Source organism: Mucilaginibacter lappiensis (genome assembly GCF_050433765.1).
GTDB lineage: Bacteria > Bacteroidota > Bacteroidia > Sphingobacteriales > Sphingobacteriaceae > Mucilaginibacter > Mucilaginibacter lappiensis_A.
Map to the genome: position 1 here is coordinate 536,305 of NZ_JBNPWP010000001.1, position 22,203 is coordinate 558,507.

The 22,203-nt window shown below is 40.2% G+C and carries 19 protein-coding genes; 13 read left to right on the forward strand and 6 right to left on the reverse strand.

What is annotated here, in order from left to right; all coding sequences use genetic code 11:
* Positions 1–48: 48 nt before the first annotated feature.
* The 4 genes from M2273_RS02320 to M2273_RS02335 form a co-directional block, all read right to left on the reverse strand.
* The gene (locus M2273_RS02320) at positions 49–933 is read right to left on the reverse strand and encodes a helix-turn-helix domain-containing protein (protein ID WP_429392488.1); all 885 of its coding nucleotides are present in this window, start codon (positions 931–933) and stop codon (positions 49–51) included.
* A complete protein-coding gene (locus M2273_RS02325; RefSeq protein WP_429392491.1) occupies positions 934–1,545 on the reverse strand; it encodes a pyridoxamine 5'-phosphate oxidase family protein in 612 nt (203 codons plus the stop codon). It lies immediately after the preceding gene.
* Between the two features lie 94 nt (positions 1,546–1,639).
* The gene (locus tag M2273_RS02330; RefSeq protein WP_429392494.1) at positions 1,640–2,194 is read right to left on the reverse strand and encodes a carboxymuconolactone decarboxylase family protein; all 555 of its coding nucleotides are present in this window, start codon (positions 2,192–2,194) and stop codon (positions 1,640–1,642) included.
* A 117-nt stretch (positions 2,195–2,311) separates the two neighbouring features.
* Positions 2,312–3,361 (reverse strand): winged helix DNA-binding domain-containing protein, encoded by a 1,050-nt coding sequence (locus tag M2273_RS02335; protein ID WP_429392496.1) that lies wholly within the window; start codon positions 3,359–3,361, stop codon positions 2,312–2,314.
* 308 nt (positions 3,362–3,669) lie between these two features.
* Between M2273_RS02335 and M2273_RS02340 the strand changes: the two genes are divergently transcribed.
* From M2273_RS02340 to M2273_RS02365, 6 genes are all read left to right on the forward strand, one after another.
* Entirely contained in the window at positions 3,670–4,503 is an 834-nt protein-coding gene (locus tag M2273_RS02340) for a hypothetical protein (protein ID WP_429392498.1), read from the forward strand.
* Positions 4,504–4,520: 17 nt separating this feature from the next.
* Positions 4,521–6,974, forward strand: a complete 2,454-nt coding sequence (locus tag M2273_RS02345; RefSeq protein ID WP_429392501.1) for an alkaline phosphatase family protein — start codon at positions 4,521–4,523, stop codon at positions 6,972–6,974.
* A gap of 82 nt (positions 6,975–7,056) precedes the next feature.
* Positions 7,057–8,301 carry an ElyC/SanA/YdcF family protein gene (locus M2273_RS02350; RefSeq protein WP_429392503.1) on the forward strand — a complete coding sequence of 415 codons (1,245 nt, stop codon included), beginning with the start codon at positions 7,057–7,059 and terminating at the stop codon, positions 8,299–8,301.
* A gap of 57 nt (positions 8,302–8,358) precedes the next feature.
* On the forward strand, positions 8,359–9,237 hold the full coding sequence (locus tag M2273_RS02355) for a hypothetical protein (RefSeq protein ID WP_429392506.1): 879 nt from the start codon (positions 8,359–8,361) through the stop codon (positions 9,235–9,237).
* 378 nt (positions 9,238–9,615) lie between these two features.
* Positions 9,616–13,017 carry a SusC/RagA family TonB-linked outer membrane protein gene (locus M2273_RS02360; protein ID WP_429392509.1) on the forward strand — a complete coding sequence of 1,134 codons (3,402 nt, stop codon included), beginning with the start codon at positions 9,616–9,618 and terminating at the stop codon, positions 13,015–13,017.
* A 22-nt stretch (positions 13,018–13,039) separates the two neighbouring features.
* The gene (locus tag M2273_RS02365) at positions 13,040–14,572 is read left to right on the forward strand and encodes a RagB/SusD family nutrient uptake outer membrane protein (protein WP_429392512.1); all 1,533 of its coding nucleotides are present in this window, start codon (positions 13,040–13,042) and stop codon (positions 14,570–14,572) included.
* 61 nt (positions 14,573–14,633) lie between these two features.
* Here the strand turns inward: M2273_RS02365 and M2273_RS02370 are convergent, their stop codons facing one another.
* On the reverse strand, positions 14,634–15,044 hold the full coding sequence (locus M2273_RS02370; protein WP_429392515.1) for a DUF2000 family protein: 411 nt from the start codon (positions 15,042–15,044) through the stop codon (positions 14,634–14,636).
* A 4-nt stretch (positions 15,045–15,048) separates the two neighbouring features.
* Positions 15,049–16,008, reverse strand: coding sequence for a bifunctional helix-turn-helix transcriptional regulator/GNAT family N-acetyltransferase (locus M2273_RS02375; RefSeq protein WP_429392517.1), 960 nt, complete (start codon positions 16,006–16,008; stop codon positions 15,049–15,051).
* 475 nt (positions 16,009–16,483) lie between these two features.
* On the opposite strand from M2273_RS02375, the gene M2273_RS02380 reads away from it, so the two are divergent.
* The 7 genes from M2273_RS02380 to M2273_RS02410 are packed head-to-tail and all read left to right on the forward strand — an operon-like array spanning position 16,484 to position 22,203.
* Positions 16,484–17,080 (forward strand): DUF4255 domain-containing protein, encoded by a 597-nt coding sequence (locus M2273_RS02380; RefSeq protein WP_429392520.1) that lies wholly within the window; start codon positions 16,484–16,486, stop codon positions 17,078–17,080.
* Positions 17,077–18,255: a hypothetical protein gene (locus M2273_RS02385; RefSeq protein WP_429392522.1), complete on the forward strand. Its 1,179-nt coding sequence runs from the start codon at positions 17,077–17,079 to the stop codon at positions 18,253–18,255. The genes M2273_RS02380 and M2273_RS02385 overlap by 4 nt, the downstream gene beginning before the upstream one ends.
* Positions 18,256–18,270: 15 nt before the next feature.
* Positions 18,271–20,280 carry a phage tail sheath C-terminal domain-containing protein gene (locus M2273_RS02390; RefSeq protein ID WP_429392524.1) on the forward strand — a complete coding sequence of 670 codons (2,010 nt, stop codon included), beginning with the start codon at positions 18,271–18,273 and terminating at the stop codon, positions 20,278–20,280.
* Between the two features lie 51 nt (positions 20,281–20,331).
* Positions 20,332–20,763 carry a phage tail protein gene (locus tag M2273_RS02395; RefSeq protein ID WP_429392526.1) on the forward strand — a complete coding sequence of 144 codons (432 nt, stop codon included), beginning with the start codon at positions 20,332–20,334 and terminating at the stop codon, positions 20,761–20,763.
* Between the two features lie 2 nt (positions 20,764–20,765).
* Positions 20,766–21,290, forward strand: coding sequence for a phage tail protein (locus tag M2273_RS02400; protein WP_429392529.1), 525 nt, complete (start codon positions 20,766–20,768; stop codon positions 21,288–21,290).
* Positions 21,291–21,328: 38 nt separating this feature from the next.
* The gene (locus tag M2273_RS02405; protein WP_429392531.1) at positions 21,329–21,487 is read left to right on the forward strand and encodes a DUF5908 family protein; all 159 of its coding nucleotides are present in this window, start codon (positions 21,329–21,331) and stop codon (positions 21,485–21,487) included.
* A complete protein-coding gene (locus tag M2273_RS02410) occupies positions 21,484–22,203 on the forward strand; it encodes a CIS tube protein (protein WP_429392533.1) in 720 nt (239 codons plus the stop codon). The genes M2273_RS02405 and M2273_RS02410 overlap by 4 nt, the downstream gene beginning before the upstream one ends.

Consider the following 22,203-nt stretch of genomic DNA (forward strand, 5'->3'; position numbering starts at 1 on the left):
TTATAGGTATTTAAAAGGAAAACCAAATATAATACGATAAGTTTTAATTTAAGCGCTTGCCCGGCCAAAACCAACTGTATCACGGTATAATTGTGGCGAAACATCGGCATTGGTTTTAAAAAATCTGCTGAAATAATATTCATCATCATAACCCAGTTCATAAGCAATTTCCTTGATCGGCTTATTGGTTAAATATAATTCGCGTTTCGCTTCAATAATAATGCGTTCAGCAATAAGGTTACTAATGGTTTTATTAAAATGCGCTTTGGTGATACGGGCCAATGCCTTGGCCGATATATTGAGCATATCGGCGTAGTTACTTGCACTGTGTTTTGTTTTATAGTGAGTTTCTATGGCTTCCTTTAAATCATTTAATATATAAGGTTCTTTGTTTTCATTATCGGGTAGCCGTTCAATGGCTTGTTGTTCTGATTTTAACCGCGAGGCCGTGATCAGGAATATTTTAAGGTATGATACCAATATATCGTATTGTGCCATTGCCTTGTTTTGCATTTCTGTTTTTATCTGGCTAAGCATCATATTAAATGTGGCAGCACTGGCGGCATCAACTTTAATATAAGGAGGATGATAAATATTATCAAACAAAATACCACTGCATGATACTTCTTTATGATGTTTGTGGATGCAGAAAAAGTCGGGATGGAATTGTAAAGCCACACCCTTTAGCTTATTCTCTGAAGCCAGCATAAAGGGTTGATAGGGCGTAAAGGCCAGCAAAGTATCCTCATCAAAATCATACTCCGAAAAATCAGACTTTAATTTGCCTGATCCTTCATTTATCCAAATCACCGAAAAGTAATTGTTACGTTGTAAATGATCAAAATAGCTGTTATCCTCAAACCAAAACAGTTTAAAGGCCAGGTTACCATTTATAGGGTCAACCAGTGTAAATGTATTTTGTGAGTCTGTCATTTATTGTGCTAACTGTGCTTTTAAAGCAGCGTTTTCTTTTCTTAGTTTGTCAATATACTCATGTTGAGCCATAAACTCATCCTGTATCTCTTCCAGTGTATATCTGGGTGTGATATGCTGCGGGCAATTCCAGTCATAAGCTTTAACTTTTAACAAAATTATCCTTTCGGGCTTAAATTTATAATCATCCAGATCAAGTTTGTCAAATAATTCAGGATTATCCTCCATAGATACAACACTGGCTTCGGCAAATATCTTTAACCGTGCTTTAGCCGCCTGATCAAGCAAAAACAGCGATACTTTATTGTTGGTGGCCAAATTACCTACAGAAATGTATTGTTTGTTACCACCAAAGTCAATAAAACCCAGCGTTTCATGATCCAGTACTTTCAAAAAGCCTTTTGGCCCTCCGCGAAACTGGATATAAGGAAAGCCGCTTTCGCTGTTAGTGGCCATGTAAAAATTATCCTGATGGGCTATAAATTCCACTTCGCTTTCAGTTAGCCCTTCGGTGTACTTGTGCTCTTCCATACGGCCATAGCTTGCCCGGCTGCCATAACGTTCCTGAAAACCCTTTACAGCATCAGTAAAAGCAATTTTTGAGTAGTTCATGATAATTAAAGTTTTTAATAATTTAATAATACAGCAAAAGCCATTGCAAACGCTTTGGCTCTTACTGTTACCTTATTTGTTTATCGTTCATGTATTATGCTTCAACCTGTTGCAACACTTTAGCAGCAGGAAAATCAAGTTCGGTATCGGCTGTATTATTAAAATAGTTGGTTAATATGTTTAAAGCAACATGGCCAACAATTTCGCCTACTTCACCTTCTGTAAAACCAGCAGCCTTAACAGCATCAACATCACTATCATTTACCAAGCCTTTTTTGGCAACCAGCATAGTAGCAAATTTTAAAGCGGCATCTGTTTTTGCATCAGCAGCTTTTGCATTACGGGCATTTTGTATAGTATCGGCATCAATATGAACCAATTTTTCGCCTATATAAGAGTGTGCAGCTACACAATAATCACAATTGTTATTTTCTGATACGGCCAGTGCCAGTAATTCTCCTGTTTTAGCGCCCAGTGTACCATGCGATAATACGCCGCTGAAATTAAGATAACCTTCTAATAGCGCTGGTGAGTTACCCATTGTGCGCATCATATTGGGTACTGAACCTAATTTGCCTTTTATTGCATTAAATAATTCTTTGGTTTTGCCTGTTGCTTCGTCAGGATTTATAGCTTTTAAACGTGCCATTGTAGTAATTTTAGTTTGTCGTTATTGACAATACAAAGTTGCATACTGCAGGCACGCTGTAACATGGATGAATTTCGTTAGTACATGGACAATTTTCCCTGTAATGTATTTATAAACTTAAAACAGGAATTTCTTATACCGTTCCATAGCCATTTCAACCGCTTTCATCTGCGTTTTATTAAGTTTGCCAAACAGGTTCATGGTAATATCGGCGGTGGCTTTCTTAATGGTTCGTTTCCACGTACCAACCACCTGGTCATCAACTACAATAGGCTGTTCAAAAATTACATGGCGTGCCTGTTTTAAATATAGAGGATTAACCAGCGCGTCCCGGTGCTTATATGCAATGGCAAACTCATCGTACATCGGCAATAAATAAGCTTTGGGATTTTTGGGGAGCAAGGTATCGGCATTGTTGGGCATCCAATAGGTTTTGCCATCAATTACCTCGTTAATGAGTTCTGCTTTAACATTTTCAAGTCCGGTGGTGGCATCGGCCACAGTAAGTCCAGCCCAGGTTGCAAAATCATGTACGGTAGCAGGGCCACGACTCCCGAAATAACCATGTGCCAGTTTGGTTAAAGCCTCCTCATGTTTCAAGGGCACTGTGGCCGGTGCACGGTCATCAAGCAGGGCATAGGTAAACTGTTTTCCGGCTCTGGCTCCGCTACAAATCACCTGGTCAAGCTCCGCCCGTATTAATAATAGGGTAAATCTCATATCGTCAGTTGCAATTTGTGCCCGTTGAAATACATCTACAAGCTCTGGCCGGGTAAGCTGTTTGTTTCCCTGCAAAGCCTTTGCCAGCACATCATTACTTTTATTAAACAGCGCGTTATTCAATTCAAATTTTTTATTCATGGCAGCACTGGCGGCATGAATACGTGGGGCGGTAAGGGATAGCACCCAGCGTATATCCTGGGGCGAAACAAAATGCCAGGTTGGCCTTAACAGGTGCGTACGTAATATTTTACCATCAGCAATAGCTTGTTCTATTACATTTTCGCTGGCATTTTGCATTCGTAAACCTATAGCCCATTTGGCGCCGGCATAATCCTGTGCCTGCATGGCAACCATGTACTTTACAACATCCTCGGGTTGCTTAAATTCTGATTTATAAATTTGTTGATTATAGATCCTTAAACTGGCCAGGTGATGATCTTTCATAATGACGTCAATTGGTAAATTATAAAGTTAAAATTAAAGTCGGGAAATGACAGGTGTTTGTCAGCAGCAAAAAAGTATCTTATATTATTTTGAGATGCTTAATTTTATACAACCAATTAATAAAATAAAACCAGGATATTTTGCATGTGGATTGGTTGCTGGTATTGCCATTAGTAAGCAATTAAGCATATCAATTATGGCCAGAAAAGCTAATGAGTGTTTGTAACAAAATTATAACCATTAGCTAATAAACCTACTGTTTACTTTTACTTAACTATAGTTTAATATTAAGAGGGTTATTTCACATTATGAAAAGAGAGCTTTACCTTGTATTGTCATTGCTGTTATTGAGTTTAGCAGGAAAGGCACAAACCCCTACAGATGTAAAACCATTTAATGAATTTGCAACTGCTCCGCAGCCATTTTTATTTTCAGTTAACACACTTACCGGTAGCACACCATACTGGAGCTTAAATTATTCAGGTAGTTATGGCGAGCGGGCAGCAACTCCATTTGGTTATAATGGTGTTGATCAGCAACTGGCAGTTAAAGGCTATCTGGGTAACCAGCTTACACTATATGCCAATGCAGCAGTTGGTTTTGCGCGTGACGGTGGTACTACCAGTGCTCAACAGGCTGAGGTGATGCATGATTTTATAGGTGGTAAGCAGCTATTTGGGCCACGCATTGGTTTAAGCTTAGGTGGAAGCCGCGACTGGACAAACGTGAAAGCTGTATTCAGCCGTATAACCGCATCGTTCGATGCCGCTTCATGGAAGTTTGCGGGAAACCTGCGTTTTGAAAAAGCATTTGATAAATCACGGGATGGCATTGATCTGGTTACCAGTTTTGGCTTTCATCATCGCGTAGCCGGTCAGTTTTTTGCTGGTGTTGAAGCCCTGGGCGAAGATCTGGAAGGTTTTTGGGAGGCTGACGAAGCAGAAGGCGGGGCTAAATTATTGGTAGGACCTTCAGTAAATTATGCTCCACGCGGCTCAAGATTTGCATTTTCGGTTTGTGGCGGCCCTATATTTTATGCTACCCATAGCAATGTTATACCTTCAGAGGCCGTGCGTGACCTGTCTGAAGTAGGTCAAAACGGTTATACCGTAAGGGCCCAGATCTCTTTTAATATACATTAATACCTTGCTTTGATCTTATGAATAATTCAGTAAAAAAATTAGTATTTACCATTGCCCTGTGCATTTTGGCCAGTGCATACGCTATAGCCCAATTACCGGGTAAAGTAAAAAGTACAGGGCAGGTAATACTGCCAAATGGTTGGAAGCTAAGTCCCGCGGGACGCTCTTTGCCGCTTGGCGATCTGCCTTTGAATATGCAGTTAAGTACATCTGGCAAGTTATTGGCAGTAACCAACAATGGCCAAAGCACCCAGTCATTGCAGCTGATAGATCCTAAAAGCGAAAAACTACTGGATGAACAGGTGTTGCGTAAATCATGGTACGGATTGGCATTTAGCAATGATGAAAAGCACTTGTATGCATCTGGTGGTAATGATAACTGGATATTGGATTTTCATCTGCAGGATAATAAATTAAACAAAGCAGACACCATAAAACTGGGAACACCGTGGCCGCAAAATAAAATATGCCCAACAGGTATTGCCGTTAATAAAAGCAATACGAAACTATATACCGTAACAAAAGAAGACAGTACGCTATATATCATTGATCCGCAGGCAAAACGGATACTTAATAAAGTTCAGTTACCTGCAATTGCCTATAGTTGTCTGTTATCGCCCGATGAAACAAAATTATATGTTTCTCTTTGGGGCGGTAGGTCGGTTGTGGTGGTTAATACCGCATCACAAACTATTGATAACCGCATCTCTACCGGCGATCACCCTAACGAGCTGCTTTTAAATAAACAGGGCACTAATTTGTTTGTAGCTAATGCTAACGATAATACTGTTTCCATTATCAACACGAAAACTAATAAAGTAATTGAAACGGTTGCTACCACATTATATCCTACCAGGCTTACCGGCTCAACAACCAACGGTTTAGCGTTAAGCACCAACCAAAAAACATTGTACATTGCCAATGCCGATAATAATTGCCTGGCTGTTTTTGATGTGTCCATATCGGGGAATAGTAAAAGCCTTGGTTTTATCCCGGTGGGCTGGTATCCAACCAACGTAAAAACATTAGGCAGTAAAATACTGGTAACCAATGGAAAGGGCCTAAGCTCAATGGCTAATCCGCAGGGGCCACAACCTATTGCAAAGGCCGATAACAGCGGTTATCAAACCGGTAGCACAGTCAACAACAGGCTGCAATATATTGGCGGTTTATTTAAGGGTTCTCTATCATTTATTGACGCCCCAAAACCTGATCAGTTAAAGCAATATACCCGCCAGGTTTACGCCAATACACCATTTACTGACAAACGGACTATCACTGCCGATGGCGAAGCCGGGAATCCGGTGCCGCGCAAGCTTGGTGAAAAATCTCCAATAAAACATATCTTTTATATTATTAAAGAAAACCGCACTTACGACCAGGTCTTAGGCGATATGCCCGAAGGGAACGGTGATAGTACACTGTGCTTGTTTGGTCAGCGTGTTACACCTAATCATCACGCGCTGGCAAAAAACTTTGTTTTGCTTGATAACTTTTACGTTGATGCAGAAGTTAGCGCTGATGGGCATAACTGGAGCATGGCAGCCTATGCAACAGATGTAATTGAAAAAACATGGCCAACAAGTTATGGTAACCGCGGTGGAAGTACAAGCTTTGAGGGCGGCCGGCCGGCTACTTATCCACGAGATGGCTTTATATGGGATTACTGTAAACGTGCAGGCATCAGCTACCGCAGTTATGGCGAATTTAGTGATGATGGTAAAGCCAACATTAAAACATTACAGGGGCACATTTGCCTGCACTCACCGGGTTTTGACCTCGATATTAAAGATCAGGTGCGTGTAGATGCCTGGCAGCATGATTTTGACTCGCTGCTTACCATAAATGCTGTACCACAGTTTAATACCATCCGGATATCAAATGATCATACCAGCGGTCAAAAAAAAGGAAAAATATCGCCTGTAGCTGCAGTTGCCGATAATGACCTGGCTATTGGACGGTTTATTGAACACCTGTCTGAAAGTCCTATCTGGAAGGAATCGGTTGTATTTATCCTGGAAGATGATGCTCAAAACGGCCCCGACCACGTAGATGCACACCGTTCGCCTGCATTTGTAGTAGGTCCTTATGTAAAGCGTAACGCTGTTATACATACCATGTATTCAACATCGGGCTTTTTACGAACCATGGAACTGATACTTGGCTTGCCACCTATGAGCCAGTATGATGCCGGTGCTATGCCGTTGTATGAGTGCTTCACCAGCAAAGCTGATGTTACCCCTTATAAATTAAAACCAGCCCAGGTTGATCTGGAACGGGTAAATGTGGCAAATAATGAAAGCAGCCGCCGGTCTGAGCTGTTTAATTTTGCAAAAGAAGATGCTGTACCCGATTTGGATTTGAATGAAGTGGTATGGAAATCTGTAAAAGGTGAACATTCGGTAATGCCTGCCCCTAAAAGAAGCGCTTTTGTATTATTGGAAAAGAAAAAGAAAGATGATGATGACTGATTAAACAGTTTTAATTAATTCTTACTCAATTTCATTAACTGCTATTAATCATTACTTAATAACAAAAGAATTCCTTTGCTCAATGAACTTTAAAAAATATTTATTCATCATATTAAGTTTTACTGCTTTTTACACCCATGGTCAATCAGCAGATCCAAATTACAAACTGATCGGTACTAATTATGTACAAACCAAAAATTACTACCTGTTAACATTATTAGAAAACAACGCGGCAGCAAAACAACTGGTCAGTAATGATGCCGAACTTGTAAAGCTAACACAAACCAGACTTGATAACATTAAATCATCACTTACTACCTGTAAGGACCCATTGTGTTTTACACAATACCTTAAGTTTAGTGATGACGAGATTAAAACGGTGAGTGACAGGCTTACCAGTTTGTATAAAGCCAATAATGCTTTAGGTAACCTGGTAAAGCAGCATTTAATTCCATCTGGTACTTATATACAATATAAAGATCTGTCGCCTGTTCAGCTACTGGTTAAAGCATGGGAGCAGGATGCCAAAGCGGTAAACTATGCCATTGAAGTTTATGCCGAAGGCAGGAAACCCAATTACCCGGCTATTGATTCTATAAGTTTTAATGTAAAGAGCCGATCATACCTTAACCTGGTTTACGATGAATCTGCAACCATACTGGATGAGAGCAAACAGACCAAGCTATTCTTTATCCCATCAATGAATTACGCTTTGCATAGCCTGGAAATAAATGAAAGGGATGATGCAGCCAATGATGAGCCGATGATTCTGAAAGACAACAAAAATGCCTACAACAGGGTAAAAACCATTAAATGGGCTAATTATAAATACACCATGATCCTGATACCCGGAGCTGGCCCTGATATAGCGGGTGTTGCATTAAGTGCCGAAGGTATGTTGCGTTGCAGGGTAGCCGCGTTAAGGTATTTTGAAGGTTTGGCGCCATTCATTATGACATCGGGCGGTAAAGTACATCCTTATAAAACAAAATACAGTGAGGCAGATGAAATGAAAAAATTCATGGTCGAAAAACTGCATGTTCCGGAGAGTGCCATATTGGTTGATCCCCATGCAAGGCATACTACTACCAATATGCGTAATTGTGTACGTATCATATTCCGTTACGGTATGCCGTTTAATAAACCATGTATCACCTCAACTGATAAATCGCAGAGTTATTTTATAGAACACATGGCCGGCAGGTGCGAGAAGGAGCTGGGCTATGTACCGTATACCTTAGGCAAACGCCTTTCAGATACCGAACAGGAGTTTTACCCGGTTATAACATCTTTGCAGATTGATGCAGATGAGCCGCTTGATCCATAGGGGTTAGATCATTTGATCAATTATCAGGATTATATTATTTTACATAGTATATAAACAATGAAGAAAATATTTTTTGCTTTAACTGCCGTTTTATCGTTGGGGTTGATGTCGTTTTTAGATTACACAGTTCAAATGAATACAGTGCGTTCTGTAACTATCGATTCATTGGGAGCATGCCAGGGTATATCCTATCAAAACGGCCGGGTATTTTTATATGGCGACAGGGAAGTAGGCATGATACGCGAATTTAAGTTGATTGGGGATAGCCTGACCTATATTAACAAAGAATATAAGCTTACCAAAGACGGGCAAGACGTGATCAATCATCCAACAGGATTAGCCTATAATGGAACCGGACCAACTTTTATGGGCAATTCTATCCGCTTAAATAACGAAGGCACAAAATGGAAGGCTGTAATTTATTGTATTGACTGGAAGGGCCTGCAAAAAACAGGTACGCTTGACGGTAACCTGATCAACACCATTGATGACGATGCCTGTATACAAGGTACACGACCCGAATATGTAAAATATAATAATAAGTGGTATGTGGCCACTGCCGATTATGGAAATAACGGTAACGAGGTTAGACTATATGATCCTGCCGCATTAAAAAAAGCAACTAAAACAAGTGAAAAAGGTGTGCTATATAAAAAATTTACCTGCACAGCCTGGGTGCAAAACCTGCATTGGGTAGCATCTAAGGGCGTATTGGTACTTATTCAAAACCAAAAAGAGGGTAGGATGTGGCGATTTACTTATATCGATCTTAAAAAATCAATTGAAACCGGTACTCAACAGGTGATTAAAGAAGTAAACATAGACAGGAAGCAGGACGAATTGGAAGGCTTTTCATTTTTGGTAGATCTTAATAAAGGCATTGCTGTATCTTCTTCACGCAAAAACAACGTAACGTTTACCAATACATCCTGGTAAAATTCTCTTTCTGTACGCTGCAATTAGCGATCAATAACTAATAGTTAATATTTGTAACCTTTATGTGGTTAATATAAACTTAACACACAGGCATCATTAGCTTAAGACTATTGAACTAAGTTTGGCTTTTCATTATGATATTTATAATACCTGCACTAATTTATTATAAATATCAAATATTATATATTGCTAAAACGATATTTATTAATCATAAACTTTTTGCCTATGTAGAAATCGTTCTATTCTAAAATCGAAACCGGCGAAAATGAACCGGAGAATACGCTCATATTCTTCCGGTCCGGAATTAATTGTCAAATAACTGGAAAAGCGGTTGCAATGCTTTAAGGAAGTTACCATTAACAATCAATATTTAAATATATGTATAAAAAGATTACACCCAATCTTTTAAAAGAAAATCTTATAAAGATAAACGCTGTTTTGATTATACTGTTTGCATTTTTACAACCCGTACATGCAAGCCACATCAAAATAAAACCAGAACTTAACAAGCTTGCCGAAACACCTGTAAAAATTTCAGGTACCGTAGTTGACGAAAAAGGCTTACCCTTGCCTGGTGTAAGTGTTTATGAAAAAAAATCACATAAAGGAACAGCAACAGGTATCAATGGTAAATTTACCATTACTGCCGAACCTGGATCAACCCTTGTTTTCGCATTTGTTGGTTACACCAATCAGGAAGTTGTTGTTGGTAGCCAAACCACAATAACAATTAAATTGATGCCTTCAACTAACATCCTGAATGAAGTAGTTGCAATTGGTTATCAAACAGTACGCAAAAGCGACTTTACAGGCGCCATTGCCAGCGTTAAGGCGGAAGAACTGAATTTAACTGCGCCAACCGTAGGCCAGGCGCTTGTTGGTAAAGTAGCCGGCGTTCAGGTAGCGCAAATTAGCGGTTCGCCTTACTCTACCACTAAAATTAACGTACGCGGTGTTGGCTCATTCCTTGCCAGCTCAGATCCGCTTTATGTAATTGATGGTTACGCAGCTGGTAACGATTTGTTTATCAACCCCGATGATATTGAATCAATTGATGTATTGAAAGATGCGGCATCGGCAGCTATTTATGGTTCAAGGGCAGCAGGTGGTGTTGTGCTCATTACAACCAAGCATGGTTCAAAAGAGAATAGCAAAGGCAAGTTTGAATATGATGCCCAGGTTGGCATTAACCAATTAGCAAAAAAAGTTGATCTTTTAAATTCTGATCAGTTTGCACAACTGGTGATAGACGGCCGTAACAATTCATACCATGACCTTTGGATAACTACAGGCCATACCTGGAACGATGCGATGTATTCTGACCCTAATGATGTACGTATTAAAAACGTAGGTAACGCTGGTTCGGTAAGTGTTCCACCGTACTTATATAACTTTCAAACACAGTCGCTTATTCACCAGACTGTTAATACCGACTGGCAGAATGAATTATACCGGAATGCTTTAATGCAAAGCCATAATCTTTCTTTCTCAGGTAATTCAAATGGTACAAGATATTACTTCAGTACCGGTTACCAGGATCAGCCGGGTATTATGCTGGGTACAGGACAGAAAAAAATTAACCTGCGTGCCAATGTTGATGGCCAGATTGGTAAAAGGCTTAAAGTAGGTGCAAATATAGCATTTACTCAAACCACTAATCAGGAATCGCAGGATGGCCGTTGGGATCACAGCCCTGCATTTGGCGCATTGATATATATGCCGTTCTTTCCGGCTTATAACCCTGATGGCAGTATTGCTACAAACGTAGCCGCTTCACAATCAAATGCTTATGCTTATCAGTCAATTGAAAACCCGATAGCTACTGCAACACTAATTAAGATAAACCGTGTAGGCGACAGGGGTACTTATAATGTGCATGCCAACTATTCTATTTGGGATGGCCTTTCATTCAACGCCAACCTGGGTATGCAAACCTATGCCGAAAACTATAACTATTATTTGCCTACCAATATCAGTAATGGTGTAAACCCACCGGGTTCGCCTCAATCAATACAGGCGGCAAAAGCCATACGCCAAACCATTGATTATCGCGACCAGTTAGGTGAGTTTACCCTGAACTATACCAAACAGTTAGGTAAAAACCATTTTGACGGCCTGGTGGGTTATACCGCTCAAAAAACCACCAATAACGTACTTACTTTACAGGGTATAGGTTTTCAGAACGATAATATACCTAATCTAACCGGCGCCAATCCAGCTCAAATAACGCAGATTACACCAAAGAGCGCCCAAATTGAAGGTGTACAGCCAACCGGAGATGATACCTATACATTATTGTCATACCTGGCCAGGGTAAATTATAATTATGACAGTAAATACTTTTTATCTGCTTCATTCCGTACAGACGGATCCTCACGTTTCGGGGCTAATTCCAGGTATGCGAATTTTCCATCAGTATCCGCAGGCTGGAACTTGTCTGACGAATCTTTTTACCATGGCTGGTTTGGCGATCAATCAACCGTTAAGTTACGTGCCAGCTGGGGCTTAAGCGGTAATAATAATATTGGTAATTATACTTCACAGCGGGTATTTAACCCGCCATCAAACGTGGTATTTGGTGGCCCCGGGGCTACAGCGCCTGCGCTTACCGCTGGTAATATCGCCGATGAAGGGTTAACCTGGGAATCAACCTCGCAATATAACTTTGGTGCTGACTTAGGTTTACTTAAAGGTCGCCTTTTCCTTATTGTCAATTATTACCTTAGTCATTCTTATAATCTGTTAATTAACGCGCCAATATCTGCTATTTCAGGGAGTCAAACTATCACTACCAATTTGGGACCTGACTCCAAAATAAGCAATAAAGGGTTTGATTTTCAGGTTGACAGTAAGATAATAGCCCATAAAGACTTTACTTTAAATTTAAGCGGTAACATATCTATAAACCGCAATAAAGTATTGAACCTGGGTAGTAACAATACCATTATTAGTGCGGGAGCTGAACGGTCATACTTAACCAGCATTACTCAGGCAGGGCAACCTGTGGGTATGTTTTATGGTTATAAAGCTGCCGGTATGGTTACCCAGGCCGATCTTGCTAATATAGCTACAGACAAAGCCAACTATAATGCGGCTACACAATCTTACCCGGCAGGTTATAAAATTAAAGGCCCGCCTATCTCTACAGCTTCAACCACTCCGATACAAGCCGGTGATCTTTATTTTAAAGATGTTAATGGCGATGGTATAATTAATGCCAAGGATGCAGGTATTATCGGTACGCCGTATGCCAAGTTTACTTATGGTTTTGCTATAAACGCAACTTACAAAGGCTTCTATTTCAGTTCAGCATTTGCAGGTTCTTATGGCAACCAGATAGTTGACGGACAGGATTATTACCTATACAACATGGAAGGCTCGGGTAACCAGTATGCAGATGTTGCCGGTCGTTACCGCAATGCCGCCGATCCGGGTCAGGGAAGTGTTTATCGTGCATCACGCGGTAGTACCCAAAGTAACAGCACCAGGTTATCAACCTTTTATTTACAGAGTGGGTCTTTTTTAAGGAATACCAATATGACATTGGGCTATACACTTAAATCAGATTTTATAAGCCGCAACCTGGGTTTAGAGTCACTGAGAATATACGGTGCGGTTAACAATGGTTTTACCATTACTAAATATAAAGGCTATAACCCGGAGGTTAATTATAACTATACCTTTAGCGGTTCGCAAAATACAAACCTTACCCCAGGTATTGATTATGGTGTTTACCCGCTGGTACGTTCATATAATTTGGGTGTTAAAGCTACTTTTTAATTAAAAACTAATTCTGAAGCAAATGAAGAATATAAATATAAAGTTATTTTGCCTGGTAGCGTTATTAGCGCTGGGTTCATGCAAAAAGGACTTTTTAGAACAAAGCAACCCTGATGCTGTAGCTATAAGCAAATCTTTTAAAACCGAAAATGATGTATTGTTAGCGGTTAATGGTTGTTATTCGCTATTAAGGAGCGGTAATACCATAGGCGAGGGCAGTGACCTGTGGACAGACCAACGTGCTGATGATACCGGTACAAACGATAATCAATCAAACGCCGGCGAACCTTTTGGGTTCAATAACTTTTCATTGATACCTACCAATAGCTATTTGTACACACATTGGAGCGCTATGTATGCAGTTATAGCCAACTGTAATATAGTATTATCAAATATTGATAAGGTAACTTTTGCAAAACCTGAAACTAAACAGAAATACAAAGCCGAGGCTGAATTTATACGTGCCTTGATATATTTTCACATGGTTAGGGAATGGGGAGATGTGCCATTAGTTACCCAGCAATTTTCAAATCCAGACGAGGTTGCAGCGAGTACAAAACGTGACCCGCAGGCAGCAGTGTACGCACAGATAGTTACCGATCTGAAGGATGCAGCCAGTAGTCCGTTACCGGCTACACAAGCCACAGGCACTATTGGTCGTATATCATTGGCAGCTGTAAATACTTTATTAGGACAAGTGTATTTAACCATGGCTACCACGCTTGATGCAGCTAATAAAACAACAAACCTGAATAGCGCGTTAACAAGTCTTACTGCTGCTTACAATGCTAAAACATTCGGCAAGTTAAAGGATATTCCTTATACCGATGTATTTGATGTAACTAAAAAATCTGCCTGTCCTGAACTTATCTGGCAGATAGTGAATATCCAGGGCGATCCTGTTTACTCTTCAGGTATAGCTGCCAGCAGCCAGGCCAAAGGCGAAACCATTAACTCTCTAAAAACATCAGGTGGGGCAGGTTATAATGTAACCCATGACCTCGTGAATGATTATGAAGCTAATGATCCCCGTGGTGCATTTTCCATCAAATTTGCTAATGATGCTACTGTTAAAGATTGGTTTGTAACCAAGTTCAGAGATGCAAGTTCCGGAGCAGGTACAAACGGTTACGGAGGTAACGACTGGATACTGATGCGTTATGCCGATGTGATCCTGATGCTTGCTGAAGTAAATATGTATTTAGGCAATAATGCTGCTGCTATTCAATATCTGGATATGGTGCGCGACAGGGCCGGTATGCCAACCTACGCAGTATCATCACAGGATCCTGCTTACAGTTCTAAATATCCAACGCTTAAACTGGCGATATTGCACGAGCGCCGTGTAGAATTGGCTTTTGAACACCACAGGTTGTTTGATTTGCTGAGAACTTTTACCACTGATGAACTGGTGGCATATTTCCACGCTAAAAACCAGGCAGACTTTGGTTCAGCATTATTAACTAATTTCACTACCAAGGACAGGTTTTTCCCTATTCCTTTCAATGAAACTAAGTTAAACCCTACCAAAATGTATCAGAACCCAGGCTATTAATTAATAGCTATGTAATACAAAAGGAGGGCCCGCAACAGGTCCTCCTTTTTTGTTTAATTCTTTATGAATGAAACCTGAGGCCGTCCAGGGCTTTATCTACTTTTTTGTTTGGCCCATAAACAATTAACCCAACCAGGTCAAGCTCATCATCCGTGCGGCTACCTATTTCTGTGACATTTTGCTCTTCATTCCTGGTGCCAAACTGTGCATGGGTATAAATACCAATATTTAGTTCCCTGTCTTTGGCCCGTGCAAAAGCGCGCTTAATTTGGTCGTCAGTATCTGCTTTGTAAACCAGTATAGGATGCTTAAAAAACGGCAGGTAGGTTGAGCCTGACGCACTAACCAATGATTTTCCATGCGTTTCCGGGAACTTGATGGCTACGGAGCTTGCCAAAAAAGCAGTGACATTTAACTTTTGCCAGCTTTGCAAATCGTCTTTAATGACGATAGCAATCTTATTATCGTACATAAATTTAATTATTGTTTAAGGATAGTTCCATTTGAATATTACAACGTTCATAAGGCGTGGTATGCCCCGCCACCTTGCGGAAGCCTAACTTATGGTATAAATTAATGGCTGGTTTTAAAATAGTATTGCTTTCCAGGTAAATTTTATCTGCACCAAGCAGCCTTGCTTTTTCTAAAATAGCGGTTCCTAATAACCAACCTATATTTTTACCCTGCATAGTGGGCGATACAGCCATCTTGGCCAGTTCAAAATCATATTCAGGGTCGTCCATTTTAATTAAGGCACAAACGCCAACGGGTTCATCATTATATAAAGCAACCAATATATGCCCGCCTTTTTTCAGGATATAACCCTGCGGGTCATCCAGCGATTTGTGGTCGGCTTCTTCCATTTTAAACCAAGTGGTTATCCATTGTTCATTCAGCTGCTTAAAGGCCTGCTGGTGTTTGGGTTCATAATCAATGATCTTTACTTTGTGGCTCTCTCTTTCTTTTCGTTGTTCGCTTACCCGTTGCAACAGTGTTTTTTGCTCCAGTAAAAACTCCCATTCTTCAATAGCCTTCCAAAGGTCGTTCCTGGTTTGGGCCGATAGCTGCTCTATGGCCTGGTTAACATCGGTATACTGGTCGGCTATTTTTTTGGTTATGACTTTCCCTTTGGCAGCCAGGCTGACCATGTTTCTGCGTCCATCGTCTTTATCCTTCTTTTCGGCCACCAGGCCATGTTCAGACATTTCACTGATTATCTTACTAACCGAAGGGTGGGAGTGGCCTATTTCTTTAGCTATGTTTGTTATGGTTTTAGCCTCACCCTGTGACAGTACATAAAAAACCGGGAACCATTTAGGGTTCATATCAATATCATACAGTTTGTATATGCGGGCAGCATCCTCTGTAATCTTTTCGGTAAGCATTCTTAGCCGGCTGCCTATTGCCAATTTTCCAACCTGATTAAAAAAATCCATATTTAAAATACAATTACGTAATTAATTACGCAAATGTATGAATTCATCTTTTTTAAAATGGATACAGGGGAGATAAAATAGAATTATAACCTAAAGCTGACAATTAAGGTAAGGTACTTACGGACATGAATGGAGTTGATGATTAGTACATCTTTTATCATCTAATCATAAGTTAAAAAGATGATTAAAACAACCCATTTAGATACAAAAGAACAGGCTGTTAGCATATTGTTTTACACCTTTGTTAATTAACTCCCTTAAACATTAATTGGTGTTTAAACAACTGTTATACAGTCAGTTAAAATTACGTAAAAATACGTGAGTATTCTTTAGTTTTTTAGTAGAAGTACGCACATTAATTAATAATTAAGCCCCTACTTTTACCCTCATAATAATTATCCCTTGCAATTATTATACACCTCTGTTTTATGTGTCCCTTACATAAACCAGAACCTTAACCAATAAACTTATATAAATGATAGATCAGGTTTTAACATTCTTGAATTCGCAACTGGATACGTATTTGCGGCAGAAACTGGATCCATCCAACGGCAGTTCATTTATACAGTTAGCTAACATTGCCTGGAACGATACCGAAACCTCGGGTGGGGGTAATGGTAACACCCCATCAAATGCTTTTATAACATTGGTAAATATAGAAGAGGACCGGATCAGCAAATCACCAGAAAATTATGTACGTCAGGATAATAATCTTATATATAAGAACCCGAAGATATACCTTAACCTGTATGCCCTGTTCGCGGTAAACCTGTCGTCCTATCCAGAATCGTTGAAACGGCTTTCATTTATAATCCAGTTTTTTCAATACCAAAATGTATTTACGCCATTGGGCTCACCCGGTTTACCCGCCGGAGTCGAAAAACTGGTCCTTGATCTGAATACATTATCGTTTCAGGATATGAATAACTTATGGGGAATACTCGGTTCCAAATATTTACCATCAGTAATGTATAAAATAAGGATGATCAGTATCAGCGAAGAGTTTTCACAAGGCAACGCACCATTGCTGCATGAAATTATTGTTAACGATAAAACTGTGCAAACGTTATGATAGATATCAATTTCGGAAACTTGTTTGCTATCGAACTGCTGCATAGTTACTACAAAGATCAGCTTTGTCCCGATTTTAATATTTCAGCATCAGCTGAAACTGTAAAAGCTATAAATGGTCACAATATGATCGTTAAGCAACAGGATAATCAACTATTTGCAGGAGTACATTGTGATGGTAATGTAAACCCGTTAAAACCATTTACAACGATAGATGAAGGTACGCAGTTTACTTTTTTCATGAAACTGAATAATCCTTTGTTCTTTAATTTCACCAATTTACCATCAACTGTTCCAGGTAAAATTTACTATTTCACTAACAGGAATAATAATGTAGCTAACGGGAAAAGCTTCTTGTCGTCAAAAATAGATACTTATAAAAACACCAATACCTACATTCCCGGCGATCTGGCAACAAATACACCGGGTATGGTGTACCGGGCAATAGGAAGCAGCGATCCTTTACACAAGTTCGGTCTTACCGATACCAATCATTGGATGAAAGTTGATAATAATCAATACCTGTCTGAAAAAGATGCTTTGCAATGGCTGCCATCCTTATCAACATATCAGCTGGGGTCTTTGCAGCCGTCAGCCGTTATTGCAGTTATGGGCTATAATACTGCTACGGCTACCTACAACAAATCTGTAATATCAAATACCATAACCTTTGCCAACCTAGTTGAGTCCTTTAAACTTGATTTGAACATTTTACAACCCGGCAAATATTCATTAACAGTTAATGGAAAGCAGCAATGGATTTATATAAACGATGAGTTGAATGGTAACAATGCTTTTGCGGTGATTGATATATTTCATGAAGCTGCGCCCGCCTCATGCAAGCTATTGGATGTAAGCGGACATCTGGTTATCCCATCGCCAAAATATTCTATTAATTTTTTAAGTCGTGCAACTATCTGGAAGTATATCCTGGCAAGCAATAAATCAGGGAATATAAGTGATACGGCAAACTTATATCAATTTGCCAATCCGGCTAGTGTCATTACCTCGCTTACACCTATACCATTGAGTAATAAGGCATTGAATTTAAAATTAACATTTCCGTTAAACAACCAGGAATTTTCTCCCATAGCTTGTGCAGACCCGCAACGGCTGGTCACTATTAAGAAGGGGACAGATACATATCCTTGTTCAGAGATCTTTTTAAACTTTTAACAAAAACCGATAAATATGTCACAAATAAACGAAAGCACAATTAAAACTCCAGGGGTTTATGTGAATGAAATTCCATCCTTTCCGCCATCTATTGCACAGGTGGCCACAGCCGTTCCGGTATTCATCGGATACACGCAGGATGCAACAAAAAATGGTAAAACCGTAGTGAACCAGGCCGTACGCATTTCGTCGCTGGTACAGTACGCACAGTATTTTGGTGCCGATTTTCCTGATCTTACCGCTAATGTATCGCTCAAGGCAGATAACAGCGTTGATACAGTGAATATATCGCCCAAATACCAGTTGTACAATGCCGTAAGGATGTTTTATGACAATGGAGGCGTTAACTGTTATATTATTTCTGTAGGGAAATATTACAGCAATGGCTCGGTAGTTATTACTGACTTTATTGAGGCCGGTAAGGTAAAATGCTTTGAAGTTCTGCGTAAAGAGGATGAGCCAACGCTCATCGTTATTCCTGATGCTATTTCTTTCGGCTCTGCTGATTTTAATAACCTGGCAACAACATCGCTTAAATTATGTGCAGAGCTACAAGACAGGTTTACAATATTAGACATACTTAATGGTGATAAAGAAAGAAGCTTTGACAATACAGATGTAGTAACCGTTTTCAGAAACGGAATAGGCTCTGCCAACCTTAACTATGGTGCCGCTTATTATCCATGGCTGCGTTCAAGTTTGTCTTATGGTTTTTCATACCAGAACATCCAGATACAAAAAAGTGGCGCTCCTGTGGCTTTTAAAACCATTATCCCCAATAATCCATTTATAACACAATTAGACAGGGCAATTCTGGATTTAAAAACCCGTATTAACAAATTTATTGATGTACCAGCCTTTATTGCTCCCTTTAATGTAGCCCCATACAACACGGTGGGTATAAAATCGGCTTATGGTTTAATACCTCTTACCAATAACAAAGCCGAATTGACACTCAGATTTTCATATATCAAACATATAATATTGGGTTTTGTAGCCCTTAATAGTACCCTGGTTGATGTTGATCCAACGCATGTTTTTGGCGGGCGTACTACTAAAGATATTCACTCGGATTATATCCGGGCAGGTGCTACAGCGGCTGATATTTCATCAATGGATCAATTAATACGTGAATTGGTTCTGCTGGATGAAAGTTTCCCTGGCGGTGCCGTTGGCGCGGCGCTTCAAGCCGAATTTAATCCGCCTTTCCTGAACGCTAACATTCCTGTTGATCCTAATGCTTATGGTTCGCCTGTACCTGCTGATATATCCAGCGCGGTAAGATTTATAAGGGCTCGTGTTAATAACCTGTATTCAGATGTAATTAATACCGTAACCGGCTTTGTAAACGAAGTGAACTTACGCGTAAAAAGCCTGGAAATTCAGTTAAATGATTCAAACGCTACTTATAACAACATTACTGTTGCTATTAAAAACCAGGGTATTGTAGTACCGCCAAGTGGTGCTATCGCGGGAATTTATGCAGCTGTTGATGGTACACGGGGTGTTTGGAAAGCGCCTGCAAACGTAAGTGTTAATGGCATAATTGAGCCTTTGGTGAATATTGATGATAATATCCAGCAGGACCTGAATATTGATACTGATGCAGGAAAATCAATAAATGCCATTCGCGCCTTTACCGGTAAGGGTATTTTGGTTTGGGGTGCACGTACACTTGACGGTAACAGCAACGATTGGCGGTACATATCTGTTCGCCGTTTCTATATCATGGTTGAGGAGTCGGTAAAAAAGGCTGCCATGCAATTTGTGTTTGAGCCTAATGATGGCAATACCTGGGTACGCATACGTGCCATGATCGAAAACTACCTGACCAATCTTTGGAGATTAGGAGCTCTTGCAGGCCCCAAACCAGAGCAGGCATTTTATGTAAAAGTAGGCCTGGGACAAACCATGACCTTTGATGATATACTTAACGGTAAAATGATCATTGAGATAGGTATGGCACCAGTACGCCCGGCTGAATTTATCATCCTGCGCTTTTCACAGATCCAGCAACAAGCTTAACATTATTGTTTATTAAAAATTAATTATCAATCAATCTAAAACTTAAATATTATGGCTAATTACCCACTTCCGAAATTCCATTTTAGTGTTGACTGGGGCGGCACACGCATCGGTTTCACTGACGTAAGCGGACTTGATATAACGAACGATGTAATTGAATATCGTGATGGCGCAAGCCCTGAGTATCATAAAATTAAGATGCCCGGACAACGTAAATTCAGCAACATTACCTTAAAACGTGGCGTTTTTAAATCAGACAACGAGTTTTACAGCTGGTTCAACACTATCAATATGAACACGGTTGACCGACGTGATATTACCATCAGCCTGCTCGATGAATTATTGGCCCCGGTTGTTGTATGGAAAGTTAAAAACGCATGGCCAACCAAAGTTACATCAACCGATTTGAAAGCTGATGGTAATGATGTGGCTATTGAAACACTTGAACTGGCCCACGAAGGCTTTACCATACAAAACGACTAATTATGTTTGATTATCCTTTTACCGGGTTCCACTTTTTGGTGGTGTTTGAAATATTTCCGCAGGTACCTAATGATTTTCGTTTTCAGAATGTTACAGGTTTAAGCGTTGATGTTGATCTGGATACCTACAAAGAGGGTGGTGAGAACCGTTTTGTTCACCGTTTACCCGGGCGTAACAAATATGCCGACCTGGTTTTAAAACGCGGGATGACATTGGTATCAGGTGTAACCGCATGGTGCCTTGATTCTATCGAGAACTTCAATTATCAGCCTACCAACATGTTGATATCGCTTTTAAACGAAGATCATTTACCGGTATCATCATGGTACATAGCCAACGCAATCCCCATTAAATATGCTATTTCAGAATTTAATGCGGAACAAAACCAGATAGTTATTGAGTCAATAACCTTGCGGTATGAGTATTACAAAACCCTAAATCTGTCGGCCGCTGTAGCGGGAGCTATTGGGGCCGCGGCCGATCTGTTTGGCGGAGCCAGTGCGAGTGCGAGCATTTCGGTAGGATAACCTGTATATTTTGATAAGCAAGTTTAAAAATAAAATCAATGCCAGTAGAGATACGCGAATTGCAAATTACAACTACGGTGCAGGAAGGCGGTGGTACATCATCGTCGTCACCAGCCCCGGCTGCCGGCAATGAAGATATTATTGCCAAATGTGTTGAGCAGGTATTGGAAATTTTAAAAGAAAAAACTGAACGATGAGCCTGGGCGAATTAAAAAAGATGAAGCTGGTTGCCTATACGGATGTCAGCTTCGGTACCAAAGTCAACGGATTGGAATACGATGTATTGATCAATCCCGAATCGTACGCGCTTACTTACGGAACCGAGGTTAGTCAAAAAAGTACCCAGGGTTCAAGCGAGAGTATTACTTCGTTTAGTAAAAGATCACCGCAATCGCTCACTTTCAAGTTTTTGTTTGATGGTACTGGTGTAATAAAAAGGGGCGGAGGAGGATTATTGTCAGGTTTAGCTGTACCGGGTTTGCCGGCGGATAAACCCAATGTGGTTGAAGATTTTGAAAAGTTTAAGAGCGTGGTTTATGACTACGATGGTATAACGCACATGCCGCGTTATGTACAACTACAATGGGGGCCGCTGCTCTACAATTGCCAGATGACCCGCATGACGCTGACCTTTAAACTATTTAACCCCGATGGTTCGCCTTTACGTGCGGAGGCTGATTGCACTTTTAATGGTGTGATTGACGAAGTAAAGCTGGCTACCATTGAAAATCGACAGTCGCCTGATCTTACACACATCCGTACCGTAAAGCTGGGCGATACGCTCCCTTTGCTGTGTTACCGCGAATATGGTAACAGCAAATACTATTACCAGATTGCTCAGTATAACGGGCTAACAGATTTTAAACGATTAACACCGGGAATGAAACTCATATTTCCTCCTATTGCAAAATAA

Excerpts from the sequence above, each read along its gene's own strand:
- M2273_RS02335 (WP_429392496.1), bottom strand. The coding sequence starts at position 3,361 with ATGAAAGATCATCACCTGGCCAGTTTAAGGATCTATAATCAACAAATT.
- M2273_RS02375 (WP_429392517.1), bottom strand. The coding sequence starts at position 16,008 with ATGGATTTTTTTAATCAGGTTGGAAAATTGGCAATAGGCAGCCGGCTA.
- M2273_RS02400 (WP_429392529.1), top strand. The coding sequence starts at position 20,766 with ATGTTTGATTATCCTTTTACCGGGTTCCACTTTTTGGTGGTGTTTGAA.
- M2273_RS02360 (WP_429392509.1), top strand. The coding sequence starts at position 9,616 with ATGTATAAAAAGATTACACCCAATCTTTTAAAAGAAAATCTTATAAAG.
- M2273_RS02405 (WP_429392531.1), top strand. The coding sequence starts at position 21,329 with ATGCCAGTAGAGATACGCGAATTGCAAATTACAACTACGGTGCAGGAA.
- M2273_RS02395 (WP_429392526.1), top strand. The coding sequence starts at position 20,332 with ATGGCTAATTACCCACTTCCGAAATTCCATTTTAGTGTTGACTGGGGC.
- M2273_RS02410 (WP_429392533.1), top strand. The coding sequence starts at position 21,484 with ATGAGCCTGGGCGAATTAAAAAAGATGAAGCTGGTTGCCTATACGGAT.
- M2273_RS02350 (WP_429392503.1), top strand. The coding sequence starts at position 7,057 with ATGAACTTTAAAAAATATTTATTCATCATATTAAGTTTTACTGCTTTT.
- M2273_RS02355 (WP_429392506.1), top strand. The coding sequence starts at position 8,359 with ATGAAGAAAATATTTTTTGCTTTAACTGCCGTTTTATCGTTGGGGTTG.
- M2273_RS02370 (WP_429392515.1), bottom strand. The coding sequence starts at position 15,044 with ATGTACGATAATAAGATTGCTATCGTCATTAAAGACGATTTGCAAAGC.
- M2273_RS02345 (WP_429392501.1), top strand. The coding sequence starts at position 4,521 with ATGAATAATTCAGTAAAAAAATTAGTATTTACCATTGCCCTGTGCATT.
- M2273_RS02380 (WP_429392520.1), top strand. The coding sequence starts at position 16,484 with ATGATAGATCAGGTTTTAACATTCTTGAATTCGCAACTGGATACGTAT.
- M2273_RS02385 (WP_429392522.1), top strand. The coding sequence starts at position 17,077 with ATGATAGATATCAATTTCGGAAACTTGTTTGCTATCGAACTGCTGCAT.
- M2273_RS02365 (WP_429392512.1), top strand. The coding sequence starts at position 13,040 with ATGAAGAATATAAATATAAAGTTATTTTGCCTGGTAGCGTTATTAGCG.
- M2273_RS02320 (WP_429392488.1), bottom strand. The coding sequence starts at position 933 with ATGACAGACTCACAAAATACATTTACACTGGTTGACCCTATAAATGGT.
- M2273_RS02340 (WP_429392498.1), top strand. The coding sequence starts at position 3,670 with ATGAAAAGAGAGCTTTACCTTGTATTGTCATTGCTGTTATTGAGTTTA.
- M2273_RS02330 (WP_429392494.1), bottom strand. The coding sequence starts at position 2,194 with ATGGCACGTTTAAAAGCTATAAATCCTGACGAAGCAACAGGCAAAACC.
- M2273_RS02325 (WP_429392491.1), bottom strand. The coding sequence starts at position 1,545 with ATGAACTACTCAAAAATTGCTTTTACTGATGCTGTAAAGGGTTTTCAG.
- M2273_RS02390 (WP_429392524.1), top strand. The coding sequence starts at position 18,271 with ATGTCACAAATAAACGAAAGCACAATTAAAACTCCAGGGGTTTATGTG.